Genomic DNA, 15,083 nt, shown 5'->3' with positions numbered 1-15,083 from the left:
GGGAGCGTCTCGTAGTGCTGTTCTTTTGATAAGGTTGCGTTTTGCTCCCTTTTGCAGCACTCATCATGTAGCTACTGCGGAGCTCCACGTGTTATGCTCCTTACTCTACTTCGCGCACGCTAGCTTGGGGCCGTGAGCTTCCCATATCATACTTCGGTCTTCTACGTCCTCACTCCCTATCTCTTCCATATGCCTACTTCCCTACTTTCTGACTTTCGCTTAGTGTCGTACTCTCGGGTTACGCTTACCGAATTAATGATTCCATCTTATGCCAATCTGGGGGGCAAAATTCATGGTGGAATTCTGCTTTCTCTCATGGACAAAGTAGCCTATGCATCTGCAGCCAAGCACGCCGGTTCTTACTGCGTCACGGTAACGGTGGATGGGGTTAACTTCCTCCAGCCAGTAGAAGTGGGTGAGTTGGTTTCGCTGTTAGCCTCCGTCAACTATGTAGGTCGGACCTCTTTGGTAATCGGCATAAAAGTCATCGCCGAGGACGTGCGCACCGGCACTGTGAAACACACCAACACTTCATATTTCACCATGGTAGCCAAGGATGATAACGGCCGCCCCACCCCCGTTCCTGGCTTACTGCTCGAGACCCCGGACGACACGCGTCGCTTTCTGGAAGCCATCAAACGCAAGGAGCTAAAGACTCAATATAGCATTGCTTTCGATAAGGCTCGTTCGACTTTAGCTACCGCTCAACAACTGGAATTACTCCGCAACGAAAACTGTCGCTTGACTTATTGATTGTCCCATTTAGAGTGATCATTTGATATCTACTTCTACACTGAATATAAAGGCATATACAGCTTCGTAACGGCAGCATGTTTCACGTGGAACATATTTGTCACTTAGGACCGTACACCTTCAACAAAAGCTCATTATAGGCCTCTAATAAGGCAATATACTTAGCCTGAAGGGTCATGAGCTGCTTATTGGGGTCAGTTTCTGCTTGTTGTAACGGTGCCGAACGAGGTGTTACAGCTGATGTAACAGCAACACTTGGTGTAACGGACACAAATGGTAACACTGATTGTTGTAAAGCCGTAAAATCCTGTGAAAAGTCATGTGTAATGATCGCACCAACCTGTTTTACAAAACCGTAATCAAGCGTCTCTTCTTTAAACTTGCGATATATAGTTGGACGTGTAATACCCAGTTCCTCCACGATGCGAGTAATAGAAATACCACTGTTTTTAATGGCTTCTTGAAGGATTTTGCCCTGGTGCGGCATAGAAAGGCGCTGTATTATGATTAGTATGTAAAGGTGTCAAATATGTTTCACATGTACAAACACGAACGCAAAAACGGACAGTTACATAATGTGTAAATACAATACAGTGATACACATTGTAACGTGTAACAAAACAAACGTTACACGTAATTTGTAACATGCACTAGCGTTACATCAACTGTAACGCAATATTAGATTGAGCCCATAAACCCCCAAAACATGCTCTAAACACGGTTTTGGTAGCTTGTACAACCGTTACGATACAGTAAGCACTTATAAATGGACTCTAGTATAAACCTGATGTATTACCCCATGAGCTGCATGGGTAATCATAGACCGTCCACTGTCGTAGGTACACGGAAAAGGCTCATGTTTAGTGAGGCAGTAAGAGCCGTAAACGGTTGGGGTAATCAGTGGTGATGCCATCGACGCCAAGGGCAATAAATCGCTCCATATCGGTTTGCTCATTTACTGTCCAAGGGACAAGCTTTAAGCCGAGGGCTCGGACTTCACTAAGCAGCTTCTCATTTACGAGATCGTACCCGGGGCCGTACACGGTAGGTACAAATCCGAGTTCGTGCAAGTGCTCCAGGAGCGGGCGCTGGTCTTCCACGAGTAAGCATACAGGGAGGTCGACGGCTTGAGTGCGCACGGCTTGCAGCACCCGTTTATCAAAGCTGAGTATAGTCGTGCGCGGGGCGATGCCGGTGGCCTTCACAACCGTTAACACCAGCTCCACGAAGCGCGCCGGCGACGGGTGAAAATGCCCGTCGCTGGAGGGGCTGCTTTTTATTTCGATGCTGAACTTTGGCAAGGGCCGACCGAGCTGGTGGGCATATGCACTGGTAGCACCGATGACGTCGTGGAGCAGCGGTTTGTAGGCCGGCTCCGATCGTTGTTCGGGGAAGCGTGGGTGGCGCGTCAGGCCGCAGTCGTACTGCCGGATGAGGGCGTAAGGCAGTTGAAAAAGATTGTGCCGACGCTCGGCTTCAACCTCAATTGGAGCCCCTTCCCTATCGCGACAAATGGCTGCCGACATCCACGGCTCGTGCGACACAACCACCTGCTCATCGGCCGAAATAACAACGTCTAGCTCCAGTGCATCTACCCCTAGCTCCAGCGCGTGCAGAAAGGCGGACAGCGTGTTTTCAGGTCGTAAGCCACGACAGCCACGATGGCCGTGAATCTCTGGGCGCAAGGTGGAGCGGCTAGGGGGCATTTTTGTAGCGATGGGACTTATAACTACGAATTTGTCGTTAGCTAGAACAGGGCAAAGACGTAATATTTTACGTCTGCTCATTGCAGGATCTATTCGAACGACGCAGATGACTTGACGCATATTATTGCGTCCCGACTCTGTTATAACGGCTCAAGGCTTGGACCAAGTACCATTGCTGGCCACGAAATGGGGTAGTTTTGCGCCGTATTATTGCCTTGTCACTCTCTACTTATCTTATGAAGAAAGCGCTGTTGTTTGGGTTATTGATTGTTCTGGTTGGGGGTGGTTATTGGTACTATCGTGCGGTAGTAACGGGTAGCCCGCAGTACTCGCTGGCTCAGGCGGCGAATGCGGTACGCACCCACGATGTAAATACCTTTGAACGCTACGTTGACGTTGATGGAGTAGCCCGCAACTTAGTAGATCAGATAGCCGCCGAGAGTTCGGAGCTGCAAGGGCTGAACATAAACCAGGAGATGCTGCAAAGCGCACTGAAGCTGCTGAAGCCTCAGTTGGCAAAGTCGGCGCAGCGGGAAGTGCGGCGCTTCGTGGAGACGGGCTCACCGGAACAGGCGGTTGCTACGGCGCAGCCAATGGGTGGCATGAACCTATCGGTCTTGGGCTTGGCGGGCCGAGTGATCGGGCCTAACCCGCAGTTCAAAGGCATCAAATATGTAAATGAAGATGACGCCCAAACCTTAGTAGGACTAGAGTTCACGCAGCCTCAGTACGACACGACGCTCGTGGTAGAATTGAAAATGCTCGACCAAGGAGGCTACTGGCGCGTGACGGAAATCTCTAACACTGGTGCTCTGATCAAGCACACCGCGCGCTTGGAAAAGCAAAGGCTTCAGGAAGGCAAGAACTGATTTAGTGCTTGTCTCCACTTAACTGAAACTCTAAGCTTGAACACAAGCCCCCCGCACAAAAAGGCCCCAACACTAAGTTGTGTTGGGGCCTTTTTGTGCGTGGAACTCAGAGCTTATTTACGGCCCGAGAACAGGAAGTAGATGATAGAACCTAGGAAAGGAAAGAACCAAATAACCAGGCCCCAGACGATTTTCTTACCAATTGTCCAATCCTGCTTGATGAGGCTGATAACAGCAAAAACGGCCAGCGCCAGATAAATAATACCAGCAATGGTAGTGGAGCCGTCGCTGCGGCGCCCGGAGCAGCTGCTAAGCAGGAAGGATAGCGAAAGAGAAAGGGAAAGGGCCGCTATCGGCAGACGTTTAGTCAAGGTGAGAAGCTTGTTCATAGCAAGTGAGGTTGGGAGATGTGTTTGAAAGACCTCCTTTACGCACCTGCTGACGCAATAGATATGATTTTGCTTATTTATGAATACTAAACAATTGATAATCACTTAGTTAAATAGATAAGCTTGTATTTCATTCCAGAAAATCGAAGCCGATGCAGGCACTAGCGCCAGCGTGAGCAGAATACCGTAGATCGCCCCGTAAAAGTGCGCATCGTGGTTGATGTTGTCGCCTTGTTTACGGCCCTGATAGTAAGAGTAGGCTAAGTACAGTACTCCGAAGATGACACCCGGAATGGCAAACGGAATGGGGAAAATGTAGATCCCACCCTTCACCGGATTAAACAGAATAGCCGAAAAGATCACGGATGCTACGCCGCCCGATGCGCCCAAGCTGTGGTAGTCGGGGTCGTTGCGGTGGCGCAAATAGGTGGGAATATCCGAGACAATAATGCCCCCCAGATACAGCAGCAGGAAACGCCAAATGCCTCCCATCGGCCCAAACACCTGCACGAATACATCCTGAATTAATTGCCCAAAAGAGTAGAAGGCAATCATGTTAAAGAGCAAGTGCATAAAGTCGGCATGTAGGAAGCCGGAGGTAAGGAAGCGGTACCACTCATTTCGCCGACGCACTAGAAAGGGCGTCATGATCCAGCTTTCACGCAAGCTTGGGTTCGACCAAGCGTATAAAGAAATGCCCCCCGTCAGGATTAGGAGGGAGAGTACGACGTTTAAATTCAGCATTAGAAACCAGAGAAGTAAATGGGGGAATATGGAAGCCGCATGTACGGCTTCCAGGCGCTTTCGGCGGTTTTGATAAGTAGGAACCACACCGGGGGATAAAGTGCCCGGAGCGAGCCTGAATTGGGCTAAAAATAGGCTTAGCTTTCGCGAGCCATCAGCTCCAATGCCCACTGCCGCAAGATGGCTTTGCGCTCGGCGGGTGCTACTACGCGCTCCAGGTGCTGAAGGGCATCCTGGAAGTAGTCGTTTATTAGCGCCTCCGTTTGGGAACGGATACTGAGTTGGTCGTACACTCCCGTAATGGCCTGCACCTTGGCCGAGGCATTGGTGGTGGGCTGGCCGAGGTATTGAGCCAGCACAGCTTGCTGGGGGGCATTTGCTTGGGCCTGGGCTGTGAGTAGTAAGAAGGTTTTCTTATCCGACACGATGTCGCCACCCACGCGCTTGCCGAAGGTGGCCGCGTCGCCGTACACGTCAAGCAGGTCGTCGCGGAGCTGAAAGGCTATGCCCACATCGGTCCCGAACTGACGCAGGTGGTCGGCATCTTGTGCCGAAGCGCCGCCGAGCAAAGCGCCCAATTCTAGGCAGAAGCCAAGCAGCACGGCCGTTTTCAGCCGGATCATATCTAGGTATTGCTCGATAGTGACCTGTTCATTGGTCTCGAAGTTCATGTCCCATTGCTGGCCCTCACAGACCTCGGCCGCGGTCTGGCTAAACTTGCGCAGCACCGTTGACAGCAAGGTCGGCGGCACGTCGAGGAACAACTCATAGGCACGTACCAGCATCACGTCGCCGCTCAGGATAGCGACGTTGGCGTTCCACTTCTCGTGCACCGTAGGCTGCCCCCGGCGGAGGGGCGCTTGGTCCATAATGTCGTCGTGGAGTAGGGTGAAGTTGTGGAAGACCTCCGTGGCCAATGCCGGCCGAATTACAGGATCAAGCTCATCCGTAAAGAGGTGGGCACCCATGAGCGTAAGCAAGGGACGGATGCGTTTGCCCCCCAAAGCCATGATGTAGCGAATGGGCTCGTAAAGATCAACTGGTTGCTGGCCGTACTCAAGACCAGCCAGGGCGGCGGATATTCTTTGTGTGAAATCAGTGGGGCTCACAGGGGCAAAATGTGTTAGGGGCAGCAAGGTACGTAGGAACAGATTGGAGTGGATTAGAAGCACCGCTGGGGGGCAAATTAGCACAACAGAAAAAGCCTGACGTCCGCACCCCGTGCAGCCATCAGGCTTTGTCAATTTAATAAATCATTAGCCTAGCGGCGGCGCTTACCGCCACCACCTGGGCCACCGCTGCTTTTGCCACCTCGGTCCCGCTCAGGTCCCCGCTCCGACCGACGACCCCGACCGCCTTCTTCGCGGCGTGGTGGGTCGTTGCGGCGCTGGGACATAGGGCGCTCATCAACCAGTTCAAAGTCGATGGTGCGGTCGAGCAGGTTAGCGGCTTTCACGATGACTTGCAGTTCGTCGCCAAACTGAATGATACGCTTGGTGCGCTGACCTACCAGGCGGTAGTTGTCCTTGTCTAGCTCGAAGAAGTCGCCGGGAATGTCGCTCACGCGGATCATGCCTTCGCACTTGTTCTCCTCCACTTCCACGTACATGCCCCACTCGGTGAGGCCCGATACGACGCCCTTAAACTGCTCGCCTACGCGGGCGGCCATGTACTCCACTTGCTTGTATTTGATGCTGGCACGCTCGGCATTTGCGGCTAGCTTCTCACGCTCGGAGGAGTGCTTGCACTCTTCTTCCACGGGCTCGGCCTCTACGTTTTTGCCCCCCTGCAGGTAGTGTTCCAGCAGGCGGTGCGCCATCATGTCGGGGTAGCGCCGGATAGGTGAGGTGAAGTGCGAATAATGGTCGAAGGCCAGACCGAAGTGACCCAGCGGCTCGGTGGTGTACTTGGCCTTGGCCATGGTCCGAATAGCCAGGGTTTGAATTACGTTCTGCTCCGGCTTACCCACCACGTTTTCTGACAAGCTGTTCAGCTCGTTGCTGAGCTTCTTGGGGTTCTCCAGATTCAGATCATGCCCAAACTTTTTGGCGAACAAAGCGAAGTTTGCCAGACGGTCAGCATCGGGGGCATCGTGGGTACGATACACCATGGTGAAGCGTGGCTTGGTCTTTTTCTTCATGTACACGAAGTCGGCCACCTTGCGGTTGGCTAGCAGCATGAACTCCTCAATGAGCTTGTGCGCATCCTGGCGCTCCTTCACGTACACGCCCACCGGCTTGCCATTCTCGTCTAGCTGGAATTTCACCTCCTGAGTTTCGAAGCCGATAGCACCTTTCTTGAAGCGCTGAGCCTGGAGTTTCTTGGCAATGTTGTTCAGCGTATTCACTTCTTCGGCCAAGTCTCCTTCGCCGGTTTCGATGCGCTCCTGGGCGTCGCCGTAGGCAAAGCGCCGGTCGGAGTGAATGATTGTTTTGCCAAACCAAGAGTCGTAAAGTTTGCCATTGTCGTCGAGCTCAAACACAGCCGAGAAAGTCAGCTTGTCCTCATTGGGACGCAACGAGCACAAGCCATTCGACAGGCGTTCGGGCAGCATCGGTATCACACGATCGACTAGGTAAACTGACGTCGCACGGTGGCGGGCTTCCCGCTCTAGCATCGACTCGGGCTGCACATAATGGGTTACGTCGGCAATGTGGACACCTATTTCCCAGTGGCCGTTTTCCAGCTTTTGAATGGATAGCGCGTCGTCAAAGTCCTTGGCGTCGGCGGGGTCAATGGTGAAGGTGGTGATGGCGCGGAAGTCGCGGCGGCGAGCAATTTCGTCTTCCTGAATGCGGTCTGAAATGCCTTCCGACTCTTCTTCCACATCCTGGGGAAACTCAAACGGCAACCCGAACTCTGCCATGATAGCGTTGATCTCGGCTTCATTCTCGCCAGCCTGCCCAAAGGAACGCACGATTTCGCCCACTGGCTGACGTCCGGAGTCCTCGGGCCACTCTGTAATGCGCACAAGTACCTTCTCGCCGCTACGGGCGTCTTTGAGGCCTTCGTGAGGCACAAATACATCGAAGTACAACTTGCGGTGGTCAGGGGACACGAAGCCAAAGCCGGCGTTCTGTACCGTAAGTTGGCCCACGATTTCTTCGCGCTCTCGCTTGAGCACTTCCAGCACATCACCTACGGGGCGACCGTCGCGCTCACCGCGAAGGCGTACTCGTACTGTGTCGCCGTTCATGGCAAACTTAAGCCGGTCGGTGAACACACGGATGTCGTTCTCACTTTCCTCGCTTACCACGAAGGCGTAGCTGTTAGTAGCAAGCGCCACCGTACCCGTGATGATGTCGCCGCCCGAGCTGGGCCGCTCGCGGAAGCGCTGACGGTCGTCGCCGGGGAAGTCGAAGCCAGCCTCACGGCGGCGGTGCACCACGGGGTCCTGACCAAACTGGGCCTCGATAGCAGCACCATCCGGACGGGATTTGCCCCCCCGATTGCGACCACGCTCGGGGCGCTGACCAGCATCGGGCTGCACGCGTAGGGCGGCAGGATCCGTCAGGCGGTAGTCATCGTTTTGGACGAGTGTAAGCTGATTGGATTTGCGCAGCGCTTTAAGGTGATCAAACACCTCCTCACGCTGCTCTTTGGTGGTCACGCCGAGGCGGCGCGAGAGTTGACGATAGGAAAATACTTTGCCGGGGTTGTCGGCAAAAACCCGGAACACTTGCGTTTTGGTAACCGGGGCAACGGCGGCTTTTTCGCCGCGGGCAGCTTTCGCGCGAGGGGCGCGGGGAGCTGAAGATTCATCTTGTTTCTTCATTCGAAAAGAAGGTGCCGCCCAGTGGTTGTCGTTTTCGCAGGCGGCCGGGTATAGGTAGGTTGGAGTATACGCAAGCGCGTTTCTCCGGGGTTAAGCAAAAATTAGAAGTCGCCAAAAAGGCAGTTAAGCGTGGGCGGAGATAAAGGATTGGCGCTCCACGATAGATACTACGGAATATTAGGGAAAATAACTATTTACGAAGGATAATGAGGCGTTATAGAATTGTTGCTGTTGTTAATAATCAGTACCCCCAGCAGGATACTTGTTTGATATGTGGAACGGCAAAACAAAGTGGTCATGCTTCTACAGGCTCAACATGACAATTACTTTCGCAACGTCAGCACGCGAGATGCTTCGCTCCGCTCTGCATGACCGCTTAGTCTCCTAGCCCTATTCCACTATTCGCTAAATAAGGGCTTAGGCGCTATGCTACTTCCGCTGCCCGCCGAGCCTGGGCCGCCCGAATATCAGATGGCTTATCTTTCGGGATGGCACTGAGCAGCGTACGGGTGTACTCGTGCTGTGGATTAGCATAGACCGCGGCTGCGGGTCCGCTCTCTACTATCTGCCCCTTGTTCATCACCAGCAACCGATCCGACATGAACCGGGCTACGGATAAATCGTGGGTAATGAAGAGGTAGGTAATACCAAAGTCGCGCTTGAGCTGGTTCAGCAAGTTCAGCACCTGGGCCTGCACCGACACGTCTAGCGCCGACACCGACTCATCGCAGATGATGCACTTAGGTTGCAAGGCCAAGGCCCGCGCAATACAAATGCGCTGACGCTGCCCCCCAGAAAACTCGTGCGGATAACGCAGGTAATGTTCCTCGCGCAGCCCTACGGTGCGCAGCAGCTCCATCACCTTCGCCTTCTGCTGTTGTTTGGTGCCTCCTACGCCGTGTACCTGCATGGGCTCGATGATGGCCTCGCCTACCGTCATCATGGGGTTGAGCGCCGCGTAGGGGTCTTGAAACACCATCTGGAACTCGCGCCGCCGCCGCCGCAACTCGCCCGCTGGCAGCTTAGCTAGGTCAGTGCCTTCGAACAGAATGCGACCTGCCGTTGGTTCCACCAACCGCAACAAGGCTCGACCTAAGGTCGTCTTGCCGCAGCCCGACTCGCCTACCAGTCCCACCGTCTCGCCCGGATAGATGTCAAAGCTCACGCCATCGACGGCCCGCACGTACTCCTTGGTCCGGTTAAAGAGCCCTTTGCGGATGGGAAAGTGCACGTTCAGGTTTTCTACCCGCAATAGAACTTTCCCGTCGGTTTTGGGATGCTCCGAACCATTTTCAGCAACCAAAATGCCCCCCGCAGCCGGCTCCGAAATAGCAGATTCTGAAGCCGGTTTGAAGCCAAAAACTGGCGTAAAATGTTCCCCGTGGAACATTTTGGGGATTTCGACCGGCAAGTTCTCGGTCAACACCGGGGCTCTATCTGGCTCAACACTAGGAGCTTCAGGCTGTGGAGTGGTAATTTCGGTGAGCTGGCCGGAAGCGTCTTCAGCCATAAAATCGGCTACAACGGGCAAACGCTGCTTGCCCACGGAGAGCTTGGGTCGGCAGGCTAACAGGCCCTTGGTATAGGGATGCTGAGGGTTAGTAAAAATATCAAGCACGCGGCCCTGCTCCACCACCTTCCCGCGATACATAACCATGATGCGGTCGGCGATTTCTGCTACTACGCCTAGGTCATGTGTGATGAAGAGAACAGCCGTGTTATTCTGGCGCCGCAAGTCATCGATAAGCTGAAGCATGCGGGCCTGCACCGTCACGTCGAGGGCGGTGGTGGGCTCGTCGGCAATGAGGATGGCGGGGTTGCAAGCCATGGCCATGGCAATCATCACCCGCTGTTTTTGCCCCCCGGAGATTTCGTGTGGGTAGGCTTTAAAGATCTTCTCGGGCCGCGGCAACTGGGCAGTAGCAAATAACTCGACGGTACGAGCCTCAGCTTCCTTTGAGGACAACGATGTATGCAACCGCAAGGCCTCCACCACCTGGGCTCCGCAGGTATGTACGGGGTTGAGCGAGGTCATCGGCTCCTGAAAAATCATCGAAATCTCGTTGCCCCGCACCCGCCGCAATTGCTCATTAGAAAGCTTCAGTAAGTCAACTTCGCCTAGCTCCTCTGATTGAAATCGGGTCTGGCCGGTGGTGACGCGGCCAGGGGGCATTTGGATCAGCCCCATCAGCGCCAGTGAAGTCACCGACTTCCCCGACCCTGATTCACCCACAATAGCCAGCGTCTCGCCCCGGCGTAGCTCAAACGACACGTCGTTCACTGCCCTCACGTCGCCGCGATGAGAAGTGAAGTCGATGGTAAGATTGGAAACGGAGAGGAGAGGCTGCACAGAGTTATTAAGCTAGAAGAAGAAGTAACTAGGATGTCGTTAGTATCAAAGCTACTTAAAAACGTCTGTCATCCTGACGAAGGAAGGACCCTATCACGCAGAACGAGTAGCCTAACAAAGACTTGTTCCAACGCAATAAGGTCCTTCCTTCGTCGAGATGAAAGACGAGTTTTGACTAGGACGCTCTACAGCTGTACATGCTCAGTAGAGGTTGGCTCGGTGTCGCGGTGGGAAACTACGGTTTTCGTAGGCGAATCTTCGTGCTGGAAAAACTTGCTTTGATTAAGTAGAATGAGGGCGACGCCAATGAAGATAGCTGAGTCGGCGATGTTGAAAATGGGCCACAACGAGAGATGAGATCCGCCAATTAGCGGCCAGCTCATTGGCAAAAAGCCTTCATACAAGTCCAGATAAATCATGTCGATTACCTGCCCGTGCAGCCAGGGCGTAGGCGCCTCAAACGGAGCGTTGTTGTAGATCACACCATAGAACATGGAGTCGATTAGGTTACCAATGGCACCGCCCAAAATAAGCCCCCCACAGGCCAGTAGACCGGGGTGCGTATCCCGAAAACTGTGCTTGCGAATGAGGTAGGCAATAAACGTAACGGCCACTAGGCGAAAGGTTGTCAGGATAATCTTGCCGTAGGGCGCCGGCAGCTCCACCCCGAAAGCCATGCCTGGATTTAGGGTGTAATGGAGCTTAAACCAGTCGCCGATGAGCGGAATTTCGCCTGGCATTCCTGGCTCCATGTAGGCGTGCACGGCCCATTTCGAGACCTGATCGATGAGGATAACCAGTAAGGCCAGCAAGTAATATTTCCAGTACTTCATTCTTGTGCTTCTAACGCTTGAGTACAAGCTCCGGGGGGCTTTTTGTGCCGTTTTGGGCCTGATTTATGGGTTTTTGAACGACTTTAAACGCACCCTCCAATGCTTTGTGCGAGGTTATACCAACCGAGCTTTTCACGGCTCAGTTGGCTATTCATTGTCAAGCAGTTACCACCTCAAGCTGAGCCGGCACGCTGTAGTCATCAAATTCCAGCGTCACGCCGCCCGTCAGCTCCGGATTGAAGGTGAGCGAAAGCGCCTGAGTTTCGGTGCGGATATAGTCGCCGAAGAACTGCACAGCGGCTGCCAGATCGGGCTGCTCGCCGCCGAGCGTGATGCGGATTTTGTCCTGCACTTCCAGGCCGCTGTCCTTGCGCAGGTTTTGCAGGCGGTTGACCAGCTCGCGGGCTACCCCTTCGCGGCGCAGTTCGTCGGTCAGCGTCACGTCGAGGGCCACAGTGAGCGGACCGTCGGTGGCTACGAGCCAGCCGGGCAGGTCGTCGGTACGGATTTCTACGTCGTCGGGGGCCAGATTTAGCTGCTCCCCTCCTACTTCCACGGCCAGCGTTCCGGTCGATTCCAGCACACTGATTTCCTCGGGTGTCATCTGCTGAATGCGGGCTGCCACGGCTTTAAGCTTCGGGCCGTATTGCTGACCTAAACGCTTAAAGTTGGGCTTCACCGACTTCACCAACACGCCGCTCGTGTCGTCCAAAAACTCCACGTGCTTCACGTTTACCTCGGCGCAAATCAGGTCTTCCACTTTGCCTACCTGGTCGCGGGTGGTGTCGTTCAGCACCGGCACCAAAATGCGCTGCAAGGGCTGGCGCACTTTCAGCACCGACTTTTTGCGTAGCGAATGGGTTAAAGAACTGATGCGCTGGGCCAGCTCCATGCGCTCCTCCAACGCCGTGTCAATCCGACGCGTGTCGGCTTCTACGAGCAGCGTGAGGTGCACCGATTCGGGAGCCAGCGGCGTGTTATTGGCTAGAGCTTCCTGACGCATGCCGTCGGTCATATTCTTGTATAGCCACTCGCCGAAGAAGGGCGCGATGGGCGCCATTAGCTGCGCCACGACTACCAAGCACTCCTGCAAGGTCTCGAAAGCGGCCTTCTTATCCGTGGTCAGTTCGCCCTTCCAGAAACGGCGGCGCGAGAGCCGCACGTACCAGTTGGAGAGCTGATCAGTGACGAAATCCTGGATGGCGCGGGCCGCTTTGGTGGGGTCGTAGTTGTCATAATGCCCCCTAACTTCCAGAATCAGGGACTGCAACTTCGACAGCACCCAGCGGTCCAGCTCACTCAGATCGGTGAGCGGAATCCGGTCAAACTCGCGGGTGCGGAACTCGTCGAGGTTGGCGTAGAGCGCGAAGAAAGAGTACGTGTTGAACAGCGTCCCGAAGAAGCGGCGCTGCACCTCCGTCACGCCGGCCGGGTCAAACTTGAGGTTGTCCCACGGTGGCGCGTTGGCAATCATATACCAACGGGTGGCATCAGGGCCAAACTGCTGAATGGTGGCAAACGGATCGACGGCGTTGCCGAGGCGCTTGCTCATCTTGTTGCCGTTCTTATCCAGTACCAAACCATTGGCAATCACGTTCTTAAACGCTACGGAGTCTTCCAGCATCACGCCCAAAGCATGTAGCGTGAAGAACCAGCCGCGGGTTTGGTCTACACCTTCGGCAATGAAGTCGGCAGGGAAATTCTTCTGGAATTTCGCTTCGTTTTCGAGCGGGTAGTGCCACTGCGCGTAGGGCATGGCGCCGCTGTCGAACCACACGTCGATGAGGTCCGTTTCGCGGTACATGGCCTGGCCGGTGGGCGACACGAGGAAAATATCGTCCACGTAAGGCCGGTGCAGGTCAATTTGCCCCCCAGCCGTCAGCGGATTGTGGGTCATAATTTCGGCTGCCACAGCCTTGTCGATTTCAGCACTAAGCTGGGCAATAGAGCCAATGCAAATCTCCTCCGAGCCATCCTGACTTCGCCAGATGGGCAGCGGCGTGCCCCAATAGCGGGAGCGGCTCAGGTTCCAGTCTACTAGGTTTTCGAGCCAGTTGCCGAAGCGGCCGGAGCCGGTGCTTTCGGGCTTCCAGTTGATGGTTTTGTTGAGTTCGATGAGGCGGTCTTTTACGGCCGTGGTCTTGATAAACCAGGAGTCGAGCGGGTAGTACAGCACGGGCTTATCGGTGCGCCAGCAGTGCGGATAGGTGTGCTCGTACTTTTCCACTTTGAAGGCAGTGCCATCCCCTTTCATCCGGATGGCGATGCTCTCATCCAGAGTTTTATAGTCGGTGCCGGTTTCGTCGTGGCCATCATAGTTTTTCACCAAACGTCCTCCAAACTCGCCCATCTGCTGCACATAGCGGCCCGTCCGATCTACGATGGGCGACAACTTGCCCTCCGCATCCGTCACTAGCAGCGCCGGAATGTCATTCAGTTGCGCTACCCGAAAGTCATCGGCCCCGAAAGTAGGCGAGATGTGCACGATGCCCGTGCCGTCCTCAGTCGTCACAAAGTCGCCGGCAACGACACGAAAGCCTTTCTCCTCACCTTCAAATGCAGGGAAACCTTTGCTCTGGCCAAACAGACGCTCGTAACTGATGCCCACCAGGTCAGCGCCAGTGAACTCGCCTTCTAAGCGCCAAGGCAGTACTTTATCGCCAGCTTTATAGTCTTCCAAAGAGGCTTCAGCGCCTTTTTCGGTGAAATAACGATTCACCAAATCCTTGGCTAGCACCACCCGAATAGGCTGATGGGTATAAGGATTGAAGGTGCGCACCAGCGCATAGCGGATGGTTTTACCTACGGCTAGGCCTGTATTGCCGGGCAAAGTCCAAGGCGTAGTAGTCCAGGCAAGAATGAAGGTATCGATTTGCTCCCCAGTCTCAGAATTGCCCACTAGCTTCTCTGAAGTCTCGTTGCGAATCACCTTAAACTGCGCTACGATGGTCGTATCCTTCACGTCGCGGTAGGTACCGGGCTGGTTTAGCTCGTGCGACGACAGGCCAGTGCCGGCAGCGGGCGAGTAAGGCTGAATGGTGTAGCCTTTATATAACAAACCCTTATCATACAGCTTCTTGAGCAGCGCCCAGCAGCTTTCGATGTACTCCGGCTCGAAGGTGATATAAGGATCATCGAGGTCAACCCAATAGCCCATTTTTTGGGTAAGGTCGTCCCACTGCACCTTGAAGCGCATCACAGTTTCGCGGCAGCGCTGGTTGTAGTCGGCAATCGAAATCTTCTTGCCGATGTCCTCCTTCGTGATGCCTAGCTCCTTTTCTACCTGTAGCTCAATGGGCAAACCGTGAGTATCCCAGCCCCCCTTGCGTGACACCTGCTTGCCCAGCAAGGTCTGGTAGCGGCAGAAGATATCCTTTACCGTCCGGGCCATCACGTGATGAATGCCGGGCGCACCATTTGCCGACGGCGGACCTTCGTAAAACACGAACGTGGGCTGGCCCTCGCGGGTGCTCACGCTCTTCTCAAAAATGCCGTTTTCCTGCCACCATTTGAGGATGTCGGTACCGACCTGGGCGTAGTTAAGCGGCTGCTTATATTCGGAATATTTCATGTGCGGGTGTTATCGTTCTGGCGGGGACCTCATTCCTAACCTGGTTCTCTTGAGGCGCGATGTCCTCGGGAAGAAGGGCTAAGGATGAGGTGA

11 protein-coding genes are annotated in these 15,083 nt (G+C 54.4%); 2 read left to right on the top strand and 9 right to left on the bottom strand.

Going from position 1 to position 15,083, the window contains the following annotated elements; all coding sequences use genetic code 11:
- The first annotated feature begins 189 nt into the window (after nt 1-189).
- Complete coding sequence (locus ACW9KT_RS01000) at nt 190-753, top strand: acyl-CoA thioesterase (RefSeq protein ID WP_457077503.1); 564 nt, start codon at nt 190-192, stop codon at nt 751-753.
- Nucleotides 754-853: 100 nt separating this feature from the next.
- Here ACW9KT_RS01000 and ACW9KT_RS00995 read toward each other — a convergent pair whose 3' ends face one another.
- Nucleotides 854-1,240, bottom strand: a complete 387-nt coding sequence (locus tag ACW9KT_RS00995) for a helix-turn-helix domain-containing protein (protein WP_457077502.1) — start codon at nt 1,238-1,240, stop codon at nt 854-856.
- A gap of 373 nt (nt 1,241-1,613) precedes the next feature.
- Complete coding sequence (locus tag ACW9KT_RS00990) at nt 1,614-2,459, bottom strand: glycerophosphodiester phosphodiesterase family protein (protein ID WP_457077501.1); 846 nt, start codon at nt 2,457-2,459, stop codon at nt 1,614-1,616.
- A 236-nt stretch (nt 2,460-2,695) separates the two neighbouring features.
- On the opposite strand from ACW9KT_RS00990, the gene ACW9KT_RS00985 reads away from it, so the two are divergent.
- Nucleotides 2,696-3,328 (top strand): DUF2939 domain-containing protein, encoded by a 633-nt coding sequence (locus ACW9KT_RS00985; RefSeq protein WP_457077500.1) that lies wholly within the window; start codon nt 2,696-2,698, stop codon nt 3,326-3,328.
- Between the two features lie 113 nt (nt 3,329-3,441).
- Here ACW9KT_RS00985 and ACW9KT_RS00980 read toward each other — a convergent pair whose 3' ends face one another.
- From ACW9KT_RS00980 to ileS, 7 genes are all read right to left on the bottom strand, one after another.
- Nucleotides 3,442-3,717, bottom strand: a complete 276-nt coding sequence (locus ACW9KT_RS00980; protein ID WP_457077499.1) for a PLD nuclease N-terminal domain-containing protein — start codon at nt 3,715-3,717, stop codon at nt 3,442-3,444.
- 105 nt (nt 3,718-3,822) lie between these two features.
- Complete coding sequence (locus ACW9KT_RS00975) at nt 3,823-4,461, bottom strand: rhomboid family intramembrane serine protease (RefSeq protein WP_457077498.1); 639 nt, start codon at nt 4,459-4,461, stop codon at nt 3,823-3,825.
- 137 nt (nt 4,462-4,598) lie between these two features.
- Nucleotides 4,599-5,570, bottom strand: a complete 972-nt coding sequence (locus ACW9KT_RS00970) for a polyprenyl synthetase family protein (RefSeq protein ID WP_457077497.1) — start codon at nt 5,568-5,570, stop codon at nt 4,599-4,601.
- A gap of 152 nt (nt 5,571-5,722) precedes the next feature.
- On the bottom strand, nt 5,723-8,236 hold the full coding sequence (gene rnr, locus ACW9KT_RS00965; protein ID WP_457077496.1) for a ribonuclease R: 2,514 nt from the start codon (nt 8,234-8,236) through the stop codon (nt 5,723-5,725).
- A 424-nt stretch (nt 8,237-8,660) separates the two neighbouring features.
- Nucleotides 8,661-10,586, bottom strand: coding sequence for an ABC transporter ATP-binding protein (locus tag ACW9KT_RS00960; protein WP_457077495.1), 1,926 nt, complete (start codon nt 10,584-10,586; stop codon nt 8,661-8,663).
- A 185-nt stretch (nt 10,587-10,771) separates the two neighbouring features.
- A complete protein-coding gene (locus ACW9KT_RS00955) occupies nt 10,772-11,419 on the bottom strand; it encodes a lipoprotein signal peptidase (protein ID WP_457077494.1) in 648 nt (215 codons plus the stop codon).
- Nucleotides 11,420-11,576: 157 nt separating this feature from the next.
- On the bottom strand, nt 11,577-14,990 hold the full coding sequence (gene ileS / locus ACW9KT_RS00950; RefSeq protein ID WP_457077493.1) for an isoleucine--tRNA ligase: 3,414 nt from the start codon (nt 14,988-14,990) through the stop codon (nt 11,577-11,579).
- Nucleotides 14,991-15,083: the final 93 nt, after the last annotated feature.

The organism is Hymenobacter sp. HD11105 (assembly GCF_054051685.1).
Note: the sequence above shows the minus strand (reverse complement) of the source record. Positions and strands in the feature narration are given on the sequence as shown.

Bases quoted from the DNA above. Each gene is read 5' to 3' on its own strand.
- ACW9KT_RS00995 (WP_457077502.1), bottom strand. From the start codon at position 1,240: ATGCCGCACCAGGGCAAAATCCTTCAAGAAGCCATTAAAAACAGTGGT.
- rnr (WP_457077496.1), bottom strand. From the start codon at position 8,236: ATGAAGAAACAAGATGAATCTTCAGCTCCCCGCGCCCCTCGCGCGAAA.
- ACW9KT_RS00955 (WP_457077494.1), bottom strand. From the start codon at position 11,419: ATGAAGTACTGGAAATATTACTTGCTGGCCTTACTGGTTATCCTCATC.
- ACW9KT_RS00980 (WP_457077499.1), bottom strand. From the start codon at position 3,717: ATGAACAAGCTTCTCACCTTGACTAAACGTCTGCCGATAGCGGCCCTT.
- ACW9KT_RS00985 (WP_457077500.1), top strand. From the start codon at position 2,696: ATGAAGAAAGCGCTGTTGTTTGGGTTATTGATTGTTCTGGTTGGGGGT.
- ACW9KT_RS00975 (WP_457077498.1), bottom strand. From the start codon at position 4,461: ATGCTGAATTTAAACGTCGTACTCTCCCTCCTAATCCTGACGGGGGGC.
- ACW9KT_RS00990 (WP_457077501.1), bottom strand. From the start codon at position 2,459: ATGCCCCCTAGCCGCTCCACCTTGCGCCCAGAGATTCACGGCCATCGT.
- ileS (WP_457077493.1), bottom strand. From the start codon at position 14,990: ATGAAATATTCCGAATATAAGCAGCCGCTTAACTACGCCCAGGTCGGT.
- ACW9KT_RS01000 (WP_457077503.1), top strand. From the start codon at position 190: ATGCCTACTTCCCTACTTTCTGACTTTCGCTTAGTGTCGTACTCTCGG.